The organism is Actinoplanes sp. NPDC019969 (assembly GCF_055562375.1).
In genome coordinates this window covers 55,049-77,085 of record NZ_JBVHFK010000014.1, presented here as the reverse complement: position 1 = coordinate 77,085, position 22,037 = coordinate 55,049, and the positions used below count along the sequence as shown (strand labels likewise).

Annotated in this window: 17 protein-coding genes; 5 read left to right on the top strand and 12 right to left on the bottom strand. The window is 70.4% G+C overall.

Going from position 1 to position 22,037, the window contains the following annotated elements; translation table 11 throughout:
• Positions 1 to 50: 50 nt before the first annotated feature.
• Genes ccsB through hemL form a run of 6 tightly spaced genes read right to left on the bottom strand, consistent with a single transcriptional unit; the run spans position 51 to position 5,928 of the window.
• Entirely contained in the window at positions 51 to 983 is a 933-nt protein-coding gene (ccsB, locus tag ACZ3II_RS35075; protein ID WP_465523504.1) for a c-type cytochrome biogenesis protein CcsB, read from the bottom strand.
• Positions 983 to 2,575: a cytochrome c biogenesis protein ResB gene (gene resB, locus ACZ3II_RS35070; RefSeq protein WP_465523502.1), complete on the bottom strand. Its 1,593-nt coding sequence runs from the start codon at positions 2,573 to 2,575 to the stop codon at positions 983 to 985. Before resB ends, ccsB begins: the two co-directional genes overlap by 1 nt.
• Entirely contained in the window at positions 2,572 to 3,372 is an 801-nt protein-coding gene (locus tag ACZ3II_RS35065) for a cytochrome c biogenesis CcdA family protein (protein ID WP_465523500.1), read from the bottom strand. Before ACZ3II_RS35065 ends, resB begins: the two co-directional genes overlap by 4 nt.
• Complete coding sequence (locus ACZ3II_RS35060; RefSeq protein WP_465523498.1) at positions 3,372 to 3,932, bottom strand: TlpA disulfide reductase family protein; 561 nt, start codon at positions 3,930 to 3,932, stop codon at positions 3,372 to 3,374. The genes ACZ3II_RS35065 and ACZ3II_RS35060 overlap by 1 nt, the downstream gene beginning before the upstream one ends.
• Positions 3,932 to 4,588: a histidine phosphatase family protein gene (locus tag ACZ3II_RS35055; RefSeq protein WP_465523496.1), complete on the bottom strand. Its 657-nt coding sequence runs from the start codon at positions 4,586 to 4,588 to the stop codon at positions 3,932 to 3,934. Before ACZ3II_RS35055 ends, ACZ3II_RS35060 begins: the two co-directional genes overlap by 1 nt.
• Before the next feature lie 2 nt (positions 4,589 to 4,590).
• Positions 4,591 to 5,928, bottom strand: coding sequence for a glutamate-1-semialdehyde 2,1-aminomutase (hemL, locus tag ACZ3II_RS35050; RefSeq protein ID WP_465523494.1), 1,338 nt, complete (start codon positions 5,926 to 5,928; stop codon positions 4,591 to 4,593).
• A 125-nt stretch (positions 5,929 to 6,053) separates the two neighbouring features.
• On the opposite strand from hemL, the gene ACZ3II_RS35045 reads away from it, so the two are divergent.
• Positions 6,054 to 6,383: an STAS domain-containing protein gene (locus ACZ3II_RS35045; RefSeq protein WP_465523492.1), complete on the top strand. Its 330-nt coding sequence runs from the start codon at positions 6,054 to 6,056 to the stop codon at positions 6,381 to 6,383.
• A 120-nt stretch (positions 6,384 to 6,503) separates the two neighbouring features.
• Here ACZ3II_RS35045 and ACZ3II_RS35040 read toward each other — a convergent pair whose 3' ends face one another.
• The 5 genes from ACZ3II_RS35040 to ACZ3II_RS35020 form a co-directional block, all read right to left on the bottom strand.
• Positions 6,504 to 7,307 (bottom strand): hypothetical protein, encoded by an 804-nt coding sequence (locus ACZ3II_RS35040; protein WP_465523490.1) that lies wholly within the window; start codon positions 7,305 to 7,307, stop codon positions 6,504 to 6,506.
• Positions 7,304 to 7,819 carry a SigE family RNA polymerase sigma factor gene (locus ACZ3II_RS35035; protein WP_465523488.1) on the bottom strand — a complete coding sequence of 172 codons (516 nt, stop codon included), beginning with the start codon at positions 7,817 to 7,819 and terminating at the stop codon, positions 7,304 to 7,306. Before ACZ3II_RS35035 ends, ACZ3II_RS35040 begins: the two co-directional genes overlap by 4 nt.
• 61 nt (positions 7,820 to 7,880) lie before the next feature.
• Positions 7,881 to 9,368 (bottom strand): pectate lyase, encoded by a 1,488-nt coding sequence (locus ACZ3II_RS35030; protein ID WP_465523486.1) that lies wholly within the window; start codon positions 9,366 to 9,368, stop codon positions 7,881 to 7,883.
• A 146-nt stretch (positions 9,369 to 9,514) separates the two neighbouring features.
• The gene (locus ACZ3II_RS35025; protein ID WP_465523484.1) at positions 9,515 to 10,063 is read right to left on the bottom strand and encodes a response regulator; all 549 of its coding nucleotides are present in this window, start codon (positions 10,061 to 10,063) and stop codon (positions 9,515 to 9,517) included.
• A gap of 33 nt (positions 10,064 to 10,096) precedes the next feature.
• Positions 10,097 to 14,494, bottom strand: coding sequence for a HAMP domain-containing protein (locus tag ACZ3II_RS35020; RefSeq protein WP_465523482.1), 4,398 nt, complete (start codon positions 14,492 to 14,494; stop codon positions 10,097 to 10,099).
• Positions 14,495 to 14,606: 112 nt separating this feature from the next.
• On the opposite strand from ACZ3II_RS35020, the gene ACZ3II_RS35015 reads away from it, so the two are divergent.
• Entirely contained in the window at positions 14,607 to 16,640 is a 2,034-nt protein-coding gene (locus ACZ3II_RS35015) for a SpoIIE family protein phosphatase (protein ID WP_465523480.1), read from the top strand.
• 281 nt (positions 16,641 to 16,921) lie between these two features.
• On the top strand, positions 16,922 to 17,542 hold the full coding sequence (locus ACZ3II_RS35010) for a dihydrofolate reductase family protein (protein ID WP_465523478.1): 621 nt from the start codon (positions 16,922 to 16,924) through the stop codon (positions 17,540 to 17,542).
• Here the strand turns inward: ACZ3II_RS35010 and ACZ3II_RS35005 are convergent.
• Positions 17,539 to 18,618 (bottom strand): FAD-binding oxidoreductase, encoded by a 1,080-nt coding sequence (locus ACZ3II_RS35005; protein WP_465523476.1) that lies wholly within the window; start codon positions 18,616 to 18,618, stop codon positions 17,539 to 17,541. The two genes, ACZ3II_RS35010 and ACZ3II_RS35005, sit on opposite strands and share 4 nt — an antisense overlap.
• 107 nt (positions 18,619 to 18,725) lie before the next feature.
• Here ACZ3II_RS35005 and ACZ3II_RS35000 point away from each other — a divergent pair, with 107 nt between their 5' ends.
• Both ACZ3II_RS35000 and ACZ3II_RS34995 read left to right on the top strand, forming a co-directional pair.
• The gene (locus ACZ3II_RS35000) at positions 18,726 to 20,780 is read left to right on the top strand and encodes a S9 family peptidase (protein WP_465523474.1); all 2,055 of its coding nucleotides are present in this window, start codon (positions 18,726 to 18,728) and stop codon (positions 20,778 to 20,780) included.
• A gap of 92 nt (positions 20,781 to 20,872) precedes the next feature.
• Entirely contained in the window at positions 20,873 to 22,033 is a 1,161-nt protein-coding gene (locus tag ACZ3II_RS34995) for a serine hydrolase domain-containing protein (protein WP_465523472.1), read from the top strand.
• Positions 22,034 to 22,037 lie beyond the last annotated feature (4 nt).

Sequence of the window (22,037 nt, the reverse complement as noted above, 5' to 3'; positions counted from 1 at the left end):
CCGAGAGCGTGTGGATTTCGGCCGCTATGCGCGCCCGAAATCCACACGCGTTAGCCGGCGTTGGCGTACGAGTGCAGGCCCTCGAAGAACAGGTTGACGCCGAACAGGTTCATCAGCATCGTCACGAACCCGAGGATCGCGATCCACGTCGCGGTGGTGCGCTTCACGCTCGGCGTGGCCCGGGCGTGCAGGTACGCGGCGTAGACGATCCAGGAGATGAACGCCCAGACCTCCTTGGGGTCCCAGCCCCAGTACCGCCCCCAGGACGCCTCGGCCCACAGCGGCCCGGCGATCAGCGCGCCGAACGTGAACAGCGGGAACGCGAACGCGTGCAGCCGGAAGGTGAGCCGCTCCAGGGTGCCGGCGTCACCGACCCGCCGGCCGAGCGTGTACGGGAAGCTGCGCTTGCCGGCGTCCCACCCGTTCTTGATCAGGAACATCGCGGCCGGCACCACACCGACCAGGAAGATCCCGGACGAGATGATGATCGTCGAGACGTGGAAGACGTACCAGTACGAGTTGAGCGCGGGGACCAGCGGGCCGACCGGGGTGTAGGCGATCAGGGCGGCCGCGCCGAGCAGCACCACCAGGGTGAGCGATGCGAACAGGCCCAGGTGCCGGACGGCGGGCTTGCGCAGCAGCACACCGGCCCAGACCGCGGAGCCGATCAGCGCGGTGGACAGGATGTACTCGTACATGTTGCCCCAGGGCATCCGGTCGGCGGCGATGCCGCGGGTGACCGTGGTGCCCAGGTGCAGGGCGAGCGCGAGCAGGTTGAGACCCACCGCGACACGGCCGACGATTTCGCTCCTGTCGCGTTCCGGCGCCTTCTCCAGAACAGCGACCGGGGCACCGGCACCGACCAAAGCCGCCTTGCCGATGTGGCTGCGCTTGCCGAACGCGTACTCCCCGGCATAACAGACCATGGCGGCGAGGTAGGCCAGCACGGTCAGCGCCATGAGCTGATTGGACAACTCCGCCATCAGGGCTTCCCTTCCTTGATATGGCGGGTGAGCGTCGCGAACTCCTCGCCGAAACCTGAGTAGTCGGTGCGCGGGAGGCCACCGGCTTCGATCACGCTACCGCCCTCGGCCGGGGTGACCCGGAACCAGACCCGGCGCCGGTGCATCGACAGCGACAGCATCAGCCCGGCCAGCCCGAGCACCGCCCCGACCAGCATCAGACCCTGCGTCGGGTCGTGCCGCAGGGAGATCGTGGCGAACCGCCGGATGCCGGCGAACTCCAGGGTGCCGCCGTCGTCCAGGGTCCATTTCTCGCCCGGGCGGAGCACGTACGGCCGCTCGCCGCTGATCTTCTTGAGGTCGCCGTCGGCGATCTGCTGGCGGTCCAGCGCGTACACCGAGCCGGGTGTGCCGACGTCCAGCCCCAGGTCACCGCGGTAGGCGGCCAGGTAGAGCACCGGGTTGCCGACGGCCGGGAACTTCGACAGGGCGCTGCCGTCGGTGCCACCGGTCGGCAGGAAGACGCCCTCGAAGCCCATCTGCAGCTTCGGATCGCGCTTGCCGGTCGCCGGATCGATGTTGACGTCCGGGAACTGGACGACGCCCTCGCTGGTCAGCATGCCGTCGGTGGGCAGGAACGGGACGACCTTGGTCTGCTCGGCGCCGTACCGGTCGGTGTACTTCAGCACCGGCGCGTAACCCTGGCCGAGCAGGTAGACGTTCGCGCCGTCCAGCCGCAGCGGGTCGTTGACGGTGAACGTGCGGCTCCGGTACGCCCCGCCGTCCTCGCTGACGTCGACCGTCGCCTGGAACGACTTCGGCACGCCGGTGCTCTGGTAGGTGGCGTCGAACTTCGTCATCCGCAGGCAGAAGTCGGGCAGGTCGGAGGCGTCCACCCGGGGACCGAGCACGGACTCGTCGTGCTGCGTGATCAGGTTGCAGAAGCCCTGGTCGGTGCCCTCCACCAGGAGGCGGTTGCCGTGCCAGCCGTACCAGTGCCCGAACCCGACGCCGACCAGCACCGCGAGCATGGCGAAGTGGAAGAGCAGGTTGCCGGTCTCCTTCAGGAAACCCTTCTCCGCCGCGATCGTCCACCCGTCGGGCGTCTCCCGCAGCCGGGTCCGCCACCTGCGGCGGCGCAGCATCTTCGCCACCTCCGCGGCGGCTGCCGCGGGCTCTTCCGGGCGTTGCGGTCCGCTGTCGTGGTGCGGCAGGCGATCCAGACGCTGAGGAGCTTGCGGGGGTACGGTCGTCAGCGCCCGGATGTGATCGCGCAGCCGGGGCAGGACGCACCCGATCAGCGACGCGAACAGCAGCAGGTAGATCGCCGCGAACCACGGTGACGAGTAGACGTCGAAGGCGAAGAACCGGTCCAGCTGCGGCGCCAGTTTCGGATGCTCGGCGAAGTACTCGGCGACGTTCTCCCGGTTCACCCCGCGCTGCGGGAAGATCGAGCCGGGCACCGCGGCCACCGCGAGCAGGAAGAGCAGGATCAGCGCCGTACGCATGCTGGTCAACTGCCGCCACGAGTTGCGCAGCAGCGCCCACACCGGGTTGCCGCGTCTCGGCGGCGGCGCGCCGGCCGTGGCGGGCCGGTCCTCGACGACTGTCACAGCAGTGTCGCCTCCCCCAGGATGAAACTGGTCTGGAGCCAGAGCACGAACTGGTCCCACTGGCCGGTGACCAGCGAGAGGCCGACCGCGATCAGCAGCACGCCGCCGATCCGGGTGACCCACCGGCTGTTGCGACGGATCGCCTGGAAGACGCCGAGGAGCCGGCGGAAGAAGAGCCCGAACAGGATGAACGGGATGCCGAGGCCGAGGCTGTAGGCCAAGGCGAGCACGACGGCCCGGTCGGTCTGGCCGGTGGTGACGGCCAGCAGGTTGACCGCGCCCAGCGTGGGCCCGACGCACGGCATCCAGGAGACCGCGAAGATCGCTCCGAAGACCGGTGCGCCGGCCAGCCCCGCCGACGGCAGCTTGCTGATCCGCGCCTCACGCTGGAGGCCCGGGATCCACCCCAGGTAGGCGATGCCCAGCACGATGATCAAGGCGCCGAGGATGACGTTGAGCTGCTGCCGGTGCTCGATCAGCGCGAACCCGGCACTGGTCAGCAGGGTGATCAGGGTGAAGACCACGGAGAAACCGAGCACGAAGAGCCCAGTACCGGCGAGAACCCGGCCCTTGACCGCCAGGGTGCGTGTCCGGGTCATCACGGCGCCCTCGGAGTCGCCCCGGCCGGTCACCGCTTCCATATCGGAACCGGCGAGGCCGGTCACGTACGAGAGGTAGCCTGGCAGCAACGGCAGCACGCACGGTGACAGGATGCTGACCAGCCCGGCGATGAGGGCCGCGCCGATCGCCAGCAGCATGGGCCCGCCGGTGACCGCGTTCTCGAAGGCGTCGCCCATCAGCCCTTCGCCTCCGCAGCGATCTTCTCGACCAGCGGTTGCAGCTCGTCGGCGGTCGTTGCCCGGCGGATCGCGGCGGCGATGCGCCCCTCCCGGTCCAGGATCAGGGTGCTCGGGATCGAGCTCTGCGTGACGTCGAACTTCAGCCCGACCCGGCCCTCGAAGTCGTACAGGCTCTTGTAGGTGATCTGGTACGCCCGCTCGAACGCCTTCGCCGAGTCCTTGTCGTCCCGGGTGTCGACGCCGAGGAACGTCACGTCCTTGGCCTTGGTGGCCTGGTACGTCTTCTCCAGGTCGTCGGCCTCGGCCCGGCACGGCGCGCACCAGGAGCCCCAGAAGTTGACGACGACCACCTTGCCGCGGTCCGACTTCAGCTCGTACGTGCCGCCGTCGAGCAGCTCCCCGGTGACGTCCTCGACCAGCGGGCGCTGCTCGGGCGTGCACTCCACCACCAGGTTGGCGGTGGTGCACTTCTTCGCCCAGTTCTCCTCGCCGCCGCAGCCGCTCAGGACCCCGGCGGTGACGGCCGCGGCCATGGCAGCGGCGGCGAGGCGGCGCATCAGGCCCCCTTGGCGGTCTTGGCCGTCGCGGACATGGCGACCAGGTGGGCGGCGGGCTCGGAGTAGTCGATGCCGACCACCTTGGAACCCTCGAACCGGAACGAGGTCAGACTCGCCAGACCACATTCCCGTCGTCTCGGATCGTGCCAGAGACGCTTGCCCTCGACGTAGCGGCGCAGTGTCCAGATGGGCAGCTGGTGCGAGACGCAGACCGCCTCGTGGCCCTCGGCGGAGACCCGGGCGGCCTGCACGGCGGCGAACATCCGCTGCGCGATCACCAGGTAGGCCTCGCCCCAGGACGGGGTGATCGGGTCGCGCAGCACCCACCAGTGCCGCGGGTTGCTGAACGCGCCGTCGCCGACCGAGACCTTCTTGCCCTCGAAGTAGTTGGCGCTCTCGATCAGCCGGATGTCGGTGGCGATGTCCAGCTTGAACTCGGCGGCGAACGGGGCGGCCGTCTCCTGGGCACGCTCCAGCGGGCTCGCCACCACGTGCGTGATGTCCCGGCCGGCCAGCACCTCGGCGGCCGCCTTGGCCATCTGGTGGCCCAGCTCGGAGAGGTGGAAGTCGGGCAGGCGCCCGTACAGGATCTTGCCGGGGTTGTGGACCTCGCCGTGCCGGAGCACGTGCACGGTGGTCTTGGTCGGTGCGGACAAGGTCAGGCCCCCGCTGCGGCTCGGGCCGCGAGCGGCGCCGCCGCGGCGATCTGTTCCAGGGCTGCGTCGTCGATCGCCGTCGAGACGAACCACGACTCGAAGGCGCTCGGCGGCAGGTAGACGCCGTTGGCCAGCATGGTGTGGAAGAACGCCTTGAACGCCGCCGCGTTCTGGGTCTTCGCCGAGTCGTAGTCGACGACCTCGGTCCCGGTGAAGAAGATCGAGAACATGTTGCCGGCGTACTGCAGGCGGTGCGTCACGCCGGCGGCGCTGAGCGCGTCCGAGCAGAGCGACCCGATCGTGCCGGCCAGCTCGTCCAGCCGCTGGTAGGTGGCGGCGTCGGCCAGCCGCAGCGACGCCAGACCGGCGGCGCAGGCCAGCGGGTTCCCGGAGAGGGTGCCGGCCTGGTAGACCGGGCCGGCCGGGGCGAGCCGGGACATGATCTCCCGGCGGCCGCCGAACGCCGCGGCGGGCAGGCCGCCGCCCATCACCTTCCCGAAGGTGAACAGGTCGGCATCGACCGGGTGCAGACCGGCCCAGCCGCCGGCGGAGACCCGGAAACCGGTCATCACCTCATCGATGATCAGCAGCGCGCCGTGCCGGTGGGCGATCTCCGCGAGCGCCTCGTTGAAGCCCTCCCGCGGGGTGACCACACCCATGTTGCCGGGCGCCGCCTCGGTGATGATCGCGGCGATCTCGCCGCCGTCCGCGGCGAAAGCCGCCTCGACGGCCGCGACGTCGTTGTACGGCAGGACGATGGTCTCGCTGGCCGCCGCCCCGGTGACGCCGGGCGAGTCGGGCAGGCCGAGCGTGGCCACACCGGAGCCGGCCGCGGCCAGCAGCGCGTCCACGTGCCCGTGGTAGCAGCCGGCGAACTTCACGATCTTCGACCGGCCGGTGAAGCCACGGGCCAGCCGGATCGCGGTCATCGTCGCCTCGGTGCCGGAGTTGACCAGCCGGACCTCGTCGATCGCGGTGCGCCGGACGATCTCCTCGGCCAGGTCCACCTCGCCCGCGGTGGGGGTGCCGAAGCTGGTGCCCAGGGCTGCGGCCCGCTGCACCGCCTCGATCACCTCGGGGTGCGCGTGCCCGTGGATCAGCGGGCCCCAGGAGCAGACCAGGTCGACGTAACGCCTGCCGTCCACGTCGGTGAGCCAGGGGCCGGCGCCGGAGGCCATGAAGCGGGGCGTGCCACCGACCGCGCGGAACGCCCGCACAGGTGAATTCACCCCGCCGGGCACGATGGCTCGGGCGCGGTCGAACAGGGCCTGGGAGACCGGGGCGTCCTCCGGGTACGGAAGCTCCGCGGTGGGATATGTCGTGGTCACAGCAGACCCCATTCTGTCAGCGGCATGGAACGAGTATTGCGAGAGGGTTCTTCACGTCACCGGATGATGTCCCGCAAGCGCCCCGTCTGACCGCGCCGGACGGGCTGATTCGCCCCGAAGAGGATAGGCTGACCGGCGTGGAGCGTCCCGAGCTGTCCATCACGGTTCAGCGCGTACCCGACGAGGTTGTCATTCAGCTCGCCGGGGAGATCGACGTGCTCACGGTTGCCGAGCTGTCCATGGTCGTGAACGAGTTGCTCGCCGATGACCAGCCCCATCGCATCGTGCTGGACATGGCCGGCGTGACCTTCTGCGACTCGCAGGGCCTCGGCACGCTGGTGGTGCTCAGCCGTAAGGCACAGCACGCACAGGTCGTCCTGGCGCTGTCGAACGTCGGCGATTTCCTGATGCGTGTGCTCGACATCACCGGCCTGCGCTCAGCCCTGATGATCAGCAGCCACAGCTGAACCGCCATTCCCGCGTGTTGATTTGCGGCGCGTAGGACGGCCGAACTCAACACACAGGAAGTGGCGAAACCCCCAGCTGATTCACAGCCGGGAGCTTGTGGACAAGCCTGTGGATAACTCTCAGCGGAAGTCGCCGGACGCGGTCGGCGCGCCTCCCGCCGCGGTGGTCGCCGCCGCGGCATAGGTGTCGCCGCCGGCGTCCCGGACCCCCTTCGGGTACGTGTACCGCGCGAAGAACGTGTACGTCCCGGGCTCCAGGGTGTCGCCGGAGGACAGCACGAAGCGGTAGACGAGCACGCCGGGCTCCTCGGTGACCGTGCTGGTCACGCTCGCACCGGGCACCTGCTGGCTGCCGCCGCGGCCGGCCAGTCCCGGGGTCTTGGCGATCCGGATCGTCACCTCGAGCGCGGTGAGCCGCTCCCGGGCCGTCACCGTCACGACGCTGCTGGCCTGCGAGTCGCCGTCGGGCCGGACCGAGCCGTCGGCCCACAGCGTGCCGGCCGGTGTCGTGACGATGGCGGCGGTGGTGCCGGTGGCCGCCGGAGGGCTCGCCGACCGGCTGGACGGCTTCGACTTCGGTGATCGGCTGGGCGGGGCGCTCGGCGTACCGGACGGGGTGTCGATCGTCGAAGGCGCCGGACCGCTCGGGACCGGATCGACGGTGACCACCACCGTGGGCGGGGTGGGGCCGGGGCTCGGCTCGCCGTCGCCGGCGACCGCCCATTGCGCGAAGCCGCCACCACCGAGGACCGCCGCGACCGCCACGGCGGCGCCGGTGACCCGCAGCCGCGGTGACCGCCGCTGCCCGGCTTGGTTGCGCATCGCCGTCTGCGTGATGCGGTCGAGCATCGCCTCCCGGTCCGGACGGTGCACCGCCGCCTCGGCGCGCAGTGCCGCGCGCAGCTCAGATTCGATGAGCGTCATCGCGCCGCCTCCCAACCGTTGAGTCGTGCCAGGGCGACGCTGCTGCCGCCGAGTAGTTCCGCGAGTTGCCGGGCACCGCGCGACGTCGCGCTCTTGACCGCGCCCACCGAGATGCCGAGTGCCGTGGCGACCTCCTTCTCGGGGAGGTCGAAGGCGTACCGGAGGACCACACAGGCCCGCCGCCGGTGCGGCAGCCGGGCCAGCGCGCTGCGCACGTCCACCACCGCGGCGCTGTCCGGGTCCAGGACCCGGCGGATGATCGGGTCCAGGGACAGCAGGCGCTCGCGTCTCCTGCGCCGGACCCGGTTGCGGGCCAGGTTCATCAGGATGCCGTGCCCGTACGCCACCGGGTCGTCCGCCGCCACCACCCGGTCCCAGTGCCGCCACACCTCGGTGAGCGCGTCGGCTGCCAGATCGTCCGCGGCGTCGTGCTCACCGGTCATCAGGTAGGCCAGCCGGGACAGGGAGTCGTGGTGCCGCTCGAAGTACTCACGGAAGGCGGCGTCGCGCATCGGCGTCCTTCGTTTCCGGGGCCGTGGCCGCCGGGGAGAGCCTCCCGACGGCCACGGTCGATCACTTGAAGGTGATGTCGGACTCGTTGTAGATGCAGTTCACGCCGTCCGGGCCGGTGCCGATCTTGGTCGGCTCCTTGCCGGAGCTGTTGCCGGTGAACTTGACGCAGATGTCCAGGCTCTTCTTGCCGACCACGGTCACGCCGGAGATCCGGGCGGTGTCGCCGAAGTTGGCGTTGATGCCGACCAGGCTGCCGGCCGGGGCGGTGGCGACCACGTTCTGCACCACGACCGCGCGCTTGTGCTGGGTGGAGCAGTTGCCGCACGAGCGGTACAGCTTGCCGAAGTCGGCGACCTGGAAGTTCTTGATGGTCAGGGTGCCGCCGCCGTTGTGCTGGAAGACCTTGTCGTCCGCGCCCTTCGCGCCGCCGCCGTCGACGGTGTAGGTCGCCGAGGCGCCGCCCTTGAAGGTGGCCGCGTCCTCACCGACGTTCTCCCACCACACGTTGATCAGCGTGCAGGAGCCGGAGCAGTGGATGCCGTCCGCGGCCGGGGCGCCGAGGATGACGTTCTTCAGCACCGCGCCGTCGGCCAGCTTGAACAGCGGGTCCTGACCCTCGTCCTGGCCGTCGCCGCCCAGCGCGCCGCTGCCGAAGTAGCGGGCGTTGCCGCCGTCCAGCGTGCCGGAGACCGGGATGGTCGCGGTGACCGGCTTCTCACCTGTCGCCTTCGGCCACGCGGCGGACGAGCTGGTGGCGGTCGGGGTGGCGGTCGGCGTCCTGGTCGCCGTGGGGGTCGCTGTCGCGGTCCTGGTGGCCGTCGGGGTGGCGGTGGCCGTCTTGGTGGCCGTCGGGGTGGCGGTGGCCGTCTTGGTGGCGGTCGGCGTCGCCGTCGCGGTCGCCGACGTGGCAGCGCCGCCGCCCAGCGGGTTCACCGCGACGTCGTCGAACTCGGCCGAGGCGAAGCTGGTGATCAGGCCGATGCGCCCGGTTCCGGCGAGCGTGCCGGTGCCCGAGGCGACCTTGGCGCCGTCCACCCAGCCGGTGACGGTGCTGCCCGAGACGTCGACCCGCAGGGTGTGCCACGAGGTCAGGTTGCCGACCGCGGCCGAGCCGAGCCTGGTGATCGTGCTGCCCTTGACCGACTGCAGCTCGGCCTTGCCGGCCGAGGTCAGGGCGAGCCGGTACATCGTGGAGGAACCGCTGGCCCGGGCCGCGACACCGGCCAGGCCCTTGCTCAGGTCGAGGCCCTTGACCTTCGCCTCGACCGAGTAGTTGGTCCAGGACGTCTCGCCGGCGAAGACCCGGGCGAGCTCGCTGTCCGCCTTGGCCTGCTGGTAGACCTTCGAGCCGTCGGAGACGACGGACCAGGCGCCACCGGACTTGGACCAGTTGCCCGCGCCGCCCTCGAAGTCGTCGCTGAACAGGGTCGCGGCGGAAGCCGACGGGACGAGGACGGCGACCAGCGCGGTGACGGCGCCTGCCGCACCGGCCGCGCCGAGACCCGCGACCAGACGACGGCGCCGGCGGCTCGGGGTCGCGCTGGGCATTGCGTGCCGCATGTTGCTCCTACTCAGGGGATGAGGCCACCGTCTCCGACGGCGGGCGTCGCATGATCAAAGCGATCACGCCCCGGTAGTGGTGCGGCTGCCCGGCAAGGTTGTCCGCAGTGACCCAGGTCACAGGCGGGCCGGGATCAGTCCCCCCAGCGCGCCTTCTCCAGCAGATCGAGCGCCTCGCCGGCGGCCTTGTCGCCGCCGGCCCGCAGCACCCGGGCCGCCTCGTCGATCGTCCCGGTGAGCCGCTGCCATTGCGCCTCGCGTTCCCGGTATGCCTCGGCCTGCGCCTTGAGCTGCTGATTCTTCGTCCACAGCTCGACGAAGATGGAGACCTTGGCGCGAAGCACCCACGGGTCGAACGGCTTGGTGAGGTAATCGACGGCGCCCACGGCGTAACCCCGGAGGGCGAGCTGGGCGTCCCGGTCCGCGGCGGTCAGGAACAGGATCGGCACGTGCCGGGTCCGCTCCCGCCGCTTGATGTGGCTGGCCGTCTCGAAACCATCCATGTTGGGCATGTGCGCGTCCAGCAGGATCACCGCGAAGTCGTCGGTGAGCAATTGCTTGAGCGCGGCCTCGCCGCTCTCCACGGCGACCGGCGTGACCGGCAGGCCCTGCAGGATCGCCTCCAGGGCCAGCAGGTTGTCCCGCCGGTCGTCGACCAACAGCGCTTTGGCGCGCTCACCCACTCGTACTCACCCCACCAAAAGAGTCGTGCCTGGTCAGCCGTGGTCCGGCTCGGTCCTTCCCTCCTGGTTTACCCAGCGGTCCATCAGTTCGATCAGCTCATCGAGGTCGACCGGTTTCGTGATGTAGTCACTGGCCCCGGCGGCGAGAGCGGACTCCCGGTCACCCGGCATCGCCTTCGCCGTCAGGAAGACTACCGGCAGGTCCCGGAAACGCTGATTGCGGCGAATTCCCCGGGTCGTCTCGTAGCCGTCCTGATCCGGCATCATCGCGTCCATCAGCACGATGTCGATCTCCGGATGCTCGGCCAGGATCCGCACTCCGTCCACCCCATTGTCCGAGTACAGCACGTGCAGTCCATGCATCTCGAGCGCACTGGTCAGGGCGAAGACATTGCGCACGTCGTCGTCGACGATCAGCACCGTGACGCCCTCCAGTTTCCGGGCGGCCGGGCTGGCCGTGGGCTTCTCCTCGACCACCCGCGGCGGCATCTCCATCAGCGGCAGCCCCAGCGAGGCGGCCGGCCGCACCGAGATCGCCTTGGCCGGCACCGACGGCAGCACCGGCATCGGGATCGCGTCCGGGGTCAGCGCCTCCGGCATGAAGAGGGTGAAGGTGGAACCCTCCCCCGGCACCGAGGACACCGCGATGGTGCCGCCGAGCAGCGCGGCGAACTCGCGGCTGATCGACAGGCCCAGGCCGGTGCCGCCGTACTTGCGGGTGGTGGTGCCGTCGGCCTGCTGGAACGGCTCGAAGATGATCGCGAGCTTCTCGTCGGAGATGCCGATGCCGGTGTCGGTGACGGCGAACGCCACCACCTGCTGCGCCGAGTGCAGCGACGGCGGCGCGTCGACGCCGGCATCCAGCGCGGTCGGGAAGATGCTCAGCGTCACCGAGCCGTTGTCGGTGAACTTGACCGCGTTCGACAGCAGGTTGCGCAGGATCTGCTGGAGCCGCTGCGGGTCGGTCACCAGCGAGTCCGGCAGCTCGGGCGCCACGTCCACCCGGAAGTCCAGGCCCTTGATCTCCGCCTGCGGGACGAACGCCTGCTCGACGTAGCTGCGGATGCCGTCGAAGTCGACCACGTCCGGCTCCACGTCCATCCGGCCGGCCTCGATCTTGGACAGATCCAGGATGTCGTCGATCAGCGACAGCAGGTCCGAGCCGGCACTGTGGATGGTCCGGGCGAACTCGATCTGCTTGCTCGTCAGGTTCTGCTCGGTGTTGTCGGCGAGCAGCCGGGCCAGCAGCAGCAACGAGTTCAGCGGGGTCCGCAGCTCGTGGCTCATGTTGGCGAGGAACTCCGACTTGTACGTGTTGGCGCGCGACAGCTGCTGCGCCTTCTCCTCCAGGCCGAGCCGGGCCAGCTCGATCTCCCGGTTCTTCAGCTCGATGTTCGCCTTCTGCTCGCTGAGCAGCTTGGCCTTGTCCTCCAGCTCGGCGTTGGTGCGCTGCAGCTCGGCCGACTGGTCCTGCATCTCCCGGGCCAGCCGCTGCGACTGGGCCAGCAACTGCTCGGTACGCCGGTTGGCCTGGATGGTGTTGAGCGCCACCCCGATCGTGGCGACCAGCCGCTCCAGGAACGTCAGATGCAGCCCGGAGAAGGCGGCCACCGACGCGAACTCGATCACGCCGAGCATCTCGCCCTCGAACAGCACCGGCAGCACCACCATGTCGTTCGGCGGCATGGCCAGCAGCCCGGAGCGCATGGTCAGTATCCCGTCGTGGGTGGCCCGGACCCGGATCGTGCGGCGGGACACCGCGGCCTGGCCGACCAGTCCCTCGCCCGGGCCGAAGATCACCTCGTGGTCGCGGGCGACGTAGCCGTACGCCGCGGCCAGTCGCAGCCGGGTCACCGCCTCCGAGTTGTCGACCAGGAAGAACGCGCCGAGTTGCGCGTCCACCAGCGGCGTCACCTCGGTCATGATCATGCGGCAGACCTCGCCGACGTCCCGCTGGCCCTGCAGCAGGCCACCGATCCGGGCCAGGTTCGAGTCGAGCCAGCCCTGCTCCGCGTTGGTCTTGGTGGTGTCGCGGAGCGTGACGATCATCTGGTTGATGTTGTCCTTGAGCTCCGCCACCTCGCCCTGCGCCTCGACGGCGACGCTCTGGGTCAGGTCGCCGCGGGTCACGGCGGTGGACACCTCGGCGATGGCGCGCAGCTGGATGGTCAGGGTGGAGGCGAGCTGGTTGACGTTGTCGGTGAGGTCGCGCCACGTACCAGAAACGCCCTTGACCTGCGCCTGTCCGCCGAGCTTGCCCTCGGAACCGACCTCGCGGGCCACCCGGGTCACCTCGTCGGCGAACGATGACAACTGGTCCACCATCGTGTTCACGGTGTTCTTCAGCTCGAGGATCTCGCCACGCGCGTCGACGGTGATCTTCTGGCCCAGGTCGCCCTTCGCGACAGCGGTGGAGACCTGGGCGATGTTGCGGACCTGGCTGGTCAGGTTGGACGCCATGTAGTTGACGTTGTCGGTCAGGTCACGCCACGTGCCGGCGACGCCCTGCACCTGGGCCTGGCCACCGAGCTTGCCCTCCGAACCGACCTCGCGGGCCACCCGGGTCACCTCGTCGGCGAACGACGACAACTGGTCCACCATCGTGTTCACGGTGTTCTTCAGCTCCAGGATCTCGCCCTGGGCGTCGACCGTGATCTTCTGCGACAGGTCGCCCTTGGCCACTGCCGTGGTGACCGAGGCGATGTTCCGGACCTGGCCGGTCAGGTTCGACGCCATCGAGTTGACATTGTCGGTCAGATCACGCCACGTGCCCGCGACGCCCCGCACCTGGGCCTGCCCGCCGAGCTTGCCCTCCGAGCCCACCTCACGGGCCACCCGCGTCACCTCGTCGGCGAACGACGACAACTGGTCCACCATCGTGTTCACCGTGGACTTCAGCTCCAGGATCTCGCCGCGGGCGTCGACCGTGATCTTCTGGCCCAGGTCGCCCTTGGCCACGGCGGTGGTGACCGAGGCGATGTTCCGGACCTGGCTGGTCAGGTTGGACGCCATGTAGTTGACGTTGTCGGTGAGGTCGCGCCACGTACCAGAAACGCCCTTGACCTGCGCCTGTCCGCCGAGCTTGCCCTCGGAACCGACCTCGCGGGCCACCCGCGTCACCTCGTCGGCGAACGACGACAACTGGTCCACCATCGTGTTCACGGTGTTCTTCAGCTCCAGGATCTCGCCGCGCGCGTCGACCGTGATCTTCTGCGACAGGTCGCCCTTCGCGACAGCGGTGGAGACCTGGGAGATGTTGCGGACCTGGGCGGTCAGGTTGGCGGCGAGCTGGTTCACGTTCTCGGTGAGGTCGCGCCAGGTGCCGGAGACGCCACGGACCTGGGCCTGACCGCCCAGCCGGCCCTCGGTGCCGACCTCGCGGGCCACCCGGGTCACCTCGTCGGCGAACGACGACAACTGGTCCACCATCGTGTTCACGGTGTCCTTGAGCTCCAGGATCTCGCCCTGCGCGGCCACCGTGATCTTCTGCGACAGGTCGCCCTTCGCGACAGCGGTGGAGACCTGGGCGATGTTGCGGACCTGACTCGTCAGGTTGGACGCCATCGAGTTCACCGAGTCGGTGAGGTCCTTCCAGGTGCCGGCCACGTTCGGCACGTCGGCCTGGCCGCCGAGCTTGCCCTCGGTGCCCACCTCGCGGGCCACCCGGGTCACCTGCTCGGCGAACAGCCGCAGGGTGTCGGTCAGCCCGTTCATGGTGTCGGACAGCTCGGCCACCTCGCCCCGGGCGGACACGGTGATCTTCTGGGACAGGTCGCCGCGGGCCACCGCGGTCGCCACCTGTGAGATCGACCGCACCTGGTGCGTCAGGTTCGACGCCATGGTGTTCACCGAGTCGGTGAGGTCCTTCCAGGTGCCGGCCACGCCCCGCACGTCGGCCTGGCCGCCCAGCTCGCCCTCGGTGCCCACCTCGCGGGCCACCCGGGTCACCTCGTCGGCGAACGACGACAGCTGGTCCACCATCGTGTTCACCGTCCGGCCGATCCGGAGGAACTCGCCGCGCAGCGGCCGCCCGTCCATCTCCAGGGCCATGTGCTGCGACAGGTCACCCTCCGCCACCGCCACGATGACCCGGGAGATCTCGGTGGTCGGCCGGGCCAGGTCGTCGATCAGCGAGTTGACCGAGCGGACACTGTCCGCCCAGGCGCCGTCCAGGCCTTCCTCGTCGAGGCGCTCGGTGAGCCGGCCGTCCCGCCCGACGATCCGGCTGATCCGGCGCAGGTCCAGGTTCTGCCGCTCCTGCGTGGAGATGACCTCGTTGAACGCCTCCGCCACCGCCCCGGCCATGCCGCTGCGCCGGGGCAGGCGAACCTTCAGATCGCCACGGCGCACACGGCGCAGCGCATCGGCGAGTTCACCGAGCAGAACGGTCTCGTCGGGCACGCCGACGCTGCCCTCTTCAGCCGTAGTCATGCTGTCCTCACTCGCTGTAAATCACGGGGGGTCCCCTATCCTCTCTCGCTCGACCGGGTCAATGCGAGAGACGACTTTGTGCATTAACCCGTCCACGGGAGAGGATGCATGGGTGCCAGGCGAGGTGGGAACCAGGACGAGCATCCCGTCGGGTGCGCCGTCCGAGGCTTTGGTGCGCCGCACCAGGCTGCCGAACGATCGTCGGACCCCGGCGGCGGCCCGCGCGCTCGTTCGCTCCGTGCTGGAGGAGACCGGGCTCGTCGGGCTGCTCAACGAGGCCCTGCTGCTCACCACCGAGTTGTCCACCAACGCCGTGGTGCATGCCAACACCGAGCTGGAGATCGAGGTGGCCGCCGACACCGGCGGGCTCACCGTGACCGTGACCGACTTCGCGGTCGGCCCGGTCGAGCAACTCACCGTGGGCCCGCGCAACGAGACGTCGGAGATCGGCGAGGTCGCCGAGCGTGGCCGGGGCCTGCTGCTGGTCGACCACTTCGCCAGCCGGTGGGGCACCGTGCACGAGGGCGACGGCAAGGGCGTCTGGTTCCGGCTCGACCAGCGTGCCGACTCCGGGCCGGTGCGGCTGCCCAGCACCACCGAGTCGCCCAGCCTCGGCGCGCTCACCGGCCTGTTGCGCAGCGGCACCGACCGGCACTCCGAGGAGGGCCTGACCGACCTGGCGGCCGACCTGCTGTCCCGCCTGGCGCGGCTGACCGGCGCGGCCGGCGGCGTGCTGCGGCTGGACCGCGGCGACGGCATGGGACGGCAACTTCTTGCGAGGTACGGCCGCGCGCCCCGTGACAACGCCGACACCATCCGGGTCCCCTTGAACGTGCAGCGGCCGTACTCGGGCGAGCTGGAACTCGACGCCGCCCCCGAGGGGTACGCCCTGGCCCTGGCCACCATGGTCGCCGAACGGTTCGCCCTGCACCTGGAGAACGACCGGTTGCGCCGCGCCGACATCCGCCGGCAGACCTGGATCACCTTCCTCGCCGAGGCCAGCGAGCTGCTCGCGCAGTCCCTCGACGTGAACCTGACGATGGCCCTCATCCCGCAGCTGGTGGTGCCCCGGCTGGGCCAGTGGTGCGCGGTGCACACCACCGACGCGTGGGGCCGGCTGCAACTGGCCGCCGCCACCCACGCCGAGGAGGCCGCGCTGCCCCAGTTGCACGCGACGCTGGCCGAGCCGGGCCCGGAGTCGCTGCTGGCCCGGCTGGAGGAGGCGTCCCGGCTCGGCACCCAGGTGATGTTCGGCTCGCCGATGGAGGGTTACGCGGTGCCGCTGGTCGCCCGCGGCGCCCGGCTCGGCACCCTGGCGGTCGGCCGGCACCCGAAACACCGGCACGACGCCGACGAGGTCGCGGTCCTGGAGGACGTGGCCCGGCGGGCCGCTCTCGCCATCGACAACGCCCGCATCCACGACGAGCGGCACCGGGTCGCCCGGACCCTGCAGGCCTCGCTGCTGCCGCCGGCGCTGCCCCGGGTGGACGGCATCGGTTTCGCCGCGGAGTACGTCCCGACCGGCTCGGAGGTCGGCGGCGACTTCTACGACGTGGTCCCGAGCGGCACCGAGAAGTGGCTGGTCGTGGTCGGCGACGTGTCCGGCAAGGGCGTGCAGGCGGCCACCGTGACCGGGCTGGTCCGGGACGTGATCCGGATCCTGGTCGACGACGGCAAGGCGCTCAGCGAGATCCTCTGGCGGGTCAACCGGACGCTCGTCCAGCGCGGCGGCGGGCGGTACTGCACGCTGGCCATGGCCTCGGTGACCCGGCAGCCGAACGGGAACCTCGGCGTCTGCCTGCACCTGGCCGGACACGACCGGGCGGTGCTGGTCCGGGCCGACGGCAAGACGTCGTTCGTCGGTGAGGGCGGGACGGCGCTGGGCCTGCTGGAGACCATCACGTCGCCGGACGTGTCGATCACGCTGGAGTCCGGCGACTCGCTGATCTTCTACACCGACGGGGTGACCGAGCGGCGCCGCGGCCGGGAGCTGTTCGGCTCGGCCCGGCTGCGCGAGGCGTCGGCGCCGTTGGCGGGCTATCCGGCGGATGTGATGGCGGCCCGGCTGCGCTCCACCACGATCAACTTCTCGGTCGAGGAGCCCCGCGACGACATCGCGATCCTGGTGCTGCGCAACGACGCCTGACAAACCGCATCCGCGCGCCGCGCCGCCCCGCTGTGAGCAGCATCGACGCTCACCCCTTCGCGGGGAATCCGAGATGTGAGAGTCGATCCCGCCGCCTCGTCCGTTGGAGTACGGTGTGGGACCCCGCCGCCGGTGAATCCGGATGTGGCGGAGCCCATGCCGGTGACGGTGGCGGGCCGGGTGCGGCAACGCCCTGCCCGCCACCGGCACCCCACACGAGCCCTCGACCGTCCTGATCGATCTGCCCTTTTTGTCGGCCTGGTCATGGCATGGTGTTCCTCATGGCGAAGACGCAGTACTACACCGCCACCAGCATCGACGGCTTCATCGCCGACGAGGGCAACTCGCTGGACTGGCTCTTCGAGGTGGACGAGGGCACCGAGAACCCGTTCGGGGAGTTCTTCGAGGGCGTCGGCGCGTTCGCCATGGGGGCGACCACCTACGAATGGGTCCTGGAGCACGACAATCTGCTCGAGGAACCGCAGAACTGGCACGACATGTACGGCGAGGTCCCGTGCTGGGTCTTCACCCACCGTGACCTGCCGCCGGTGCCGGACGCCAACGTGTTCATGATCAGCGGCGATGTCCGCCGGGTGCACGAGGCGATGGTCGTCGCGGCCCAGGGCAAGAACGTCTGGCTGGCCGGCGGGGGCGACCTGGTGAGCCAGTTCGTCGCCGAGGACCTGCTCGACGAGATCATCCTGGGGATCGCGCCGACGATCCTCGGGTCGGGCGTCCCGATGCTGCGCCACCGCCTGCTCGTCGACGACCTGATCCTCACCGGGGTCCGCGAGGTCGGCCAGTTCGCCTATCTCACCTATGCCGTCGGCGAGGTCGCCCGGATGGGCCGCCACCTGGCCGCCGAGACCGCCGCCGTGATCCCGGTCCTGAGCAGAACCTAGAAGAAGTCCGCCGGGCGGGCCATCTCGATCTCCGCCGCCAGCCCGGGTGGCGCGGTCAGCACCACGACCTGGCCGCGCCGCGCCATCAGCACCTGTTTCAGGCTCACCACGATGTCGCCGACGCGGGCCGCGCTCACCCCGCGCGGCAGCACGGCATGCAGCACACCCGCGCCCGCCGACCCGCGGACCGGCACCGCCGCCCCGACCGCGTCGAGCAGCGTGTAGACCACGGCCGGCACGTCCCAGGAGCGCACCCGCAGCCGCAGCACCACGTCACCGGAACCGAACGGATAGCGCCCCCACCAGGCCGGCGCCGCGGACTGCAGGCCGGCGGACGGGCCGAGGTGCCGGGCCAGCCGGCCGGCGCTGATGCCGACCCACTCGGCCGTGCCCTCCAGCAGCAGCGCGAGCGCGCCGGCTCCGGAGGCCGGCAGATCCATCTCGACCGCGCTCGGCGAGAACTCCCGGGTGGCCGCGGCGACCAGGTCACCGGCCTCGGTCGGGGTGGACACCGGACGGATCACCCAGCATCGCGCCGCCGGAAGCGGCTCGACCGGCAGCACGGCCGCGGTGATCACCCCGTCGGTGTGCTCCCACCCCTCGGTCCGCAGCACCTGGCCGGACGGGTCGACCAGGTCGGTGCGGAGGACCTGACCGTCGGGCGGGCCGAACTGGTGGCGCAGCGGGCCCGCCTCGTTGAGCGCGAGGGCGCCGCCGATGGTGGCGCCCCGGGACGGCGGGTCGAGGGTGAGGCGCTTGCCGTGCAGAGCGAGCGCGGCCTGGGCGGCGCCGACCGCGGTGCCGGCGGCCACGATCGCCGTCGAGCCGTCGTGGTCCCACAGGCCGTTGAGCCGCGCGGTGTCGATGACGATGTCCACGGTCTGCGGAGGCGGGCCCCAGGAGAACTTGCTGCCGGAGCCGCGTGGCCGGACGCGGAGCCCGCGTTTGCCGGCGAGGACCATCAGCGCGGACAGCGAACGGGGGGTGGCGGGGGCGGCGACGAACCCGGTGCCCGCGACGCGCGCGGACCCCGGGCCGCAGATCTCCACGAGCTCGGAGAGAAGGGAACCGCTCACGTCCGAAGCCTCCCCACGTCGAAGATCGTCCACTCTGGCACATCGTACACATGTTCGAATGACCGAGGTTCGTGTGTGTCGGAAATTCGGGCGGTAACGTGTTTCCGGTGACGATTGAAGGTCCACCCATCGCTCGCCAGGCGCCCACCGAGCGCACCTTCCACGGCGACACGGTCACCGACGAGTTCGCGTGGCTGATGACCAAGGAGGACCCGGCGACCATCGCCCACCTGGAGACCGAGAACGCCTGGACCGATCAGGCGACGGCTCACCTGGCGCCGCTCCGCGAGACGATCTTCCAGGAGATCAAGGGCCGCACCCAGGAGACCGATCTCTCGGTGCCGTCCCGCAAGGGCGCGTATTGGTATTACACGCGCACCGAGGAGGGCAAGCAGTACGGGATCCATTGCCGGGTGCCGGTGCGCCCCGGTGAGACCGACCCGCCGATGGGCGACGACAAGCCCGGTGAGCAGGTCCTGCTCGACGGCAACGCGCTCGCCGACGGCAAGGACTTCTTCGCCCTCGGCACCTTCGACGTGAGCCCCGACGGCGACTGGCTGGCCTATTCGACCGACTTCGCCGGCGACGAGCGGTTCACCCTGCGCGTCAAGAACCTGACGACCGGCGAGGTGCTGGCCGACGAGATCTCCGACGTGTTCTACGGCAGCGCCTGGTCGGCCGACGGCAGCGTGCTGTTCTACATCACCGTCGACGACGCGTGGCGGCCCAACCGGGTGTGGCGGCACACCATCGGCGGCGCCGACGACGAGCTGGTCTTCGAGGAGCCGGACGAGCGGTTCTGGGTGGGCGTCGACCTGACCCGCAGCGAGAAGTTCATCGTCATCGACGCGCACAGCAAGGTCACCTCCGAGGTGCGGGTGATCCCGGCCGACGCGCCGGACTCCGGCCCGGTCCTGATCGCCGAGCGCCGTCAGGGCGTCGAATACTCGATCGAGCACCACGGCCACCGGTTCCTGATCCTGCACAACCGGGACGCCGAGGACTTCGCCCTGGCCTGGACCTCCGCCGACCGCCCCGGCGAGTGGATCGAGATGATCCCGCACCAGCCGGGCACCCGGCTGGAGTCGGTGGACGCGTTCGCCCGCCACCTGGTGATCTCGCTGCGCCGGGACGGGCTGACCGGCCTGCGGGTGCTCACCGACGGCAGCACCGCGGCGTACGACATGGAGTTCCCCGAGCCGCTCTACAGCGTCGGCCTGACCGCCAACCCGGAGTACGAGACGTCCTCGGTCCGGATCACCTACACCTCGCTGATCACTCCCGACTCGGTCTACGACGTGGAACTGAACACGCGGGTGCAGACGCTGCGCAAGCAGCGGCCGGTGCTGGGTGGTTACGACCCGGACGCCTACGAGCAGTTCCGTGAGTGGGCGACCGCCCCGGACGGCACCCGGGTCCCGATCTCGATCGTGGCGCGCAAGGGCGTGCCGAAAGAGGCGCCGGCGCTGCTCTACGGCTACGGGTCGTACGAGCACTCCATCGACCCGTACTTCTCGATTCCGCGCCTGTCCCTGCTGGACCGCGGCGTCGTCTTCGCCATCGCGCACGTGCGCGGCGGCGGCGAGATGGGCCGCCAGTGGTACGAGCACGGCAAGATGCTCGCCAAGAAGAACACCTTCACCGACTTCGTGGCGGCCGCCGAGGCCCTGATCCGCAACCGCTGGACCACCGCGTCCCGGCTGGTGGCCCGCGGCGGCTCGGCGGGTGGCCTGCTGATGGGCGCGGTCGCCAACATCGCCCCGGAGACGTTCGCCGGCATCCTGGCCGAGGTCCCGTTCGTGGACCCGCTGACCTCGATCCTCGACCCGTCACTGCCACTGACGGTCACCGAGTGGGAGGAGTGGGGCAACCCGCTCGAATCGGCCGAGGTCTACGCGTACATGAAGTCCTACAGCCCCTACGAGAACGTCACCAAGCAGACCTATCCCCGGATCCTCGCGGTGACCAGCCTCAACGACACGCGGGTGCTCTACCACGAGCCGGCCAAGTGGATCGCCCGGCTGCGCTCGGTCGCCCCCGAAGGCGACTACCTGCTCAAGACCGAGATGGGCGCCGGTCACGCGGGGCCGAGCGGTCGCTACGACTCGTGGAAGGAAGAGGCCTTCAACCTCGCCTGGATCCTCGACGTCCTGAAGGCTTGAGACCTTGCGGGGTACGGGCGAAACCCGTACCCCGCAAGCCGTGTCAGTGCCGTGGCGGTCCCGTGTCAGAGCGGACCGTGATCGTTGTTCCCATGACGACGACAGCGAAGTTCCTGGCCACCCTGACCGCCACCACCCTGCTGGCGGGAACCGCCGCCCCCGCGCAGGCCGCCGGCCCGGACCGGCCGGATCTCCGGCGGGTGGTCCAGCAGATCGCCGATTCCGGCTTCACCGGGGTGCAGGTCCGCATCTCCGACGGCCGGCGCGACCGGGTCGCCACCGCCGGCGTACGTGAGCTGGGCAGGCCCGGCAAACCGCCGGTGGACGGCAGGTTCCGGATCGGCAGCAGCACCAAGACGTTCATCGCGACGATGGCCCTGCAACTGGTGGCCGAGGGCCGCGTCGGCCTGGACGAGCCGGTCGCCCGCCACCTGCCCGGGTACGGCCTTGACGAGCGGATCACCCTGCGGATGCTGCTGCAGCACACCAGCGGCGTCTTCAACCACACCGGCGAGTACAACGCCGACGGCACGATCGTCGCGGGCGTCAGCTGGAACGGCAAGGAGTGGGTGGAGAAGGACAGGTTCACGAGCTACGACCCCGCCGATCTGGTACGGCTGTCGCTGTCCCACCCGCTGCGGTTCGAGCCGGGCACCGACTGGAGCTACTCCAACACCAACTACGTCCTGGCCCGGATGCTGATCGAGCAGGTCACCGGCCGTTCGTTCGCCACCGAGCTGCAGCGGCGGATCCTGCGCCCGCTCGGCATGCGGGCCACCGTGGCGCCGGGCACGTCACCGGAGATCCCCGGGCCGCACGCCCACGCCTACTACCGCTACGACGGCAGGACCGTCGACATCACCCGGCAGAACCCGTCCTGGGTCGGTGGCGGCGGTGACATGATCTCGACCACCGAGGACCTGCGGACGTTCTTCTCGGCCCTGATGAGCGGCAGGCTCCTGCCGGCGCCGTTGCTGGCCGAGATGCGCACCCCGCACCCGAAGCTCGGGTACGGCCTGGGCGTGTTCGTGCAGGACGGCAGCGCCCCGTCGCCGTTCCCGCTGCCCACCTGCGGCACCCCGGTCATCACCCACAACGGCAGCCTGCAGGGGTACGCCACGATGATGTACAGCACGCCCGACGGCAGCCGCACCCTGACCGCCTCGTTCACCTACGCCGACGACGTCGCGCAGTCCCAGGCCGGCGCGTTCCGCGAGGCGACCCAGACCCTCCTCGACGAGGCGTTCTGCTGACCTC

What these genes read in the sequence shown, in the direction of transcription:
- ACZ3II_RS34995 (WP_465523472.1), top strand. Translation starts at nt 20,873, where the DNA reads ATGACGACGACAGCGAAGTTCCTGGCCACCCTGACCGCCACCACCCTG.
- hemL (WP_465523494.1), bottom strand. Translation starts at nt 5,928, where the DNA reads ATGGGGTCTGCTGTGACCACGACATATCCCACCGCGGAGCTTCCGTAC.
- ACZ3II_RS35010 (WP_465523478.1), top strand. Translation starts at nt 16,922, where the DNA reads ATGGCGAAGACGCAGTACTACACCGCCACCAGCATCGACGGCTTCATC.
- ACZ3II_RS35040 (WP_465523490.1), bottom strand. Translation starts at nt 7,307, where the DNA reads ATGACGCTCATCGAATCTGAGCTGCGCGCGGCACTGCGCGCCGAGGCG.
- ACZ3II_RS35020 (WP_465523482.1), bottom strand. Translation starts at nt 14,494, where the DNA reads ATGACTACGGCTGAAGAGGGCAGCGTCGGCGTGCCCGACGAGACCGTT.
- ACZ3II_RS35030 (WP_465523486.1), bottom strand. Translation starts at nt 9,368, where the DNA reads ATGCCCAGCGCGACCCCGAGCCGCCGGCGCCGTCGTCTGGTCGCGGGT.
- ACZ3II_RS35065 (WP_465523500.1), bottom strand. Translation starts at nt 3,372, where the DNA reads ATGGGCGACGCCTTCGAGAACGCGGTCACCGGCGGGCCCATGCTGCTG.
- ACZ3II_RS35060 (WP_465523498.1), bottom strand. Translation starts at nt 3,932, where the DNA reads ATGCGCCGCCTCGCCGCCGCTGCCATGGCCGCGGCCGTCACCGCCGGG.
- ACZ3II_RS35035 (WP_465523488.1), bottom strand. Translation starts at nt 7,819, where the DNA reads ATGCGCGACGCCGCCTTCCGTGAGTACTTCGAGCGGCACCACGACTCC.
- ccsB (WP_465523504.1), bottom strand. Translation starts at nt 983, where the DNA reads ATGGCGGAGTTGTCCAATCAGCTCATGGCGCTGACCGTGCTGGCCTAC.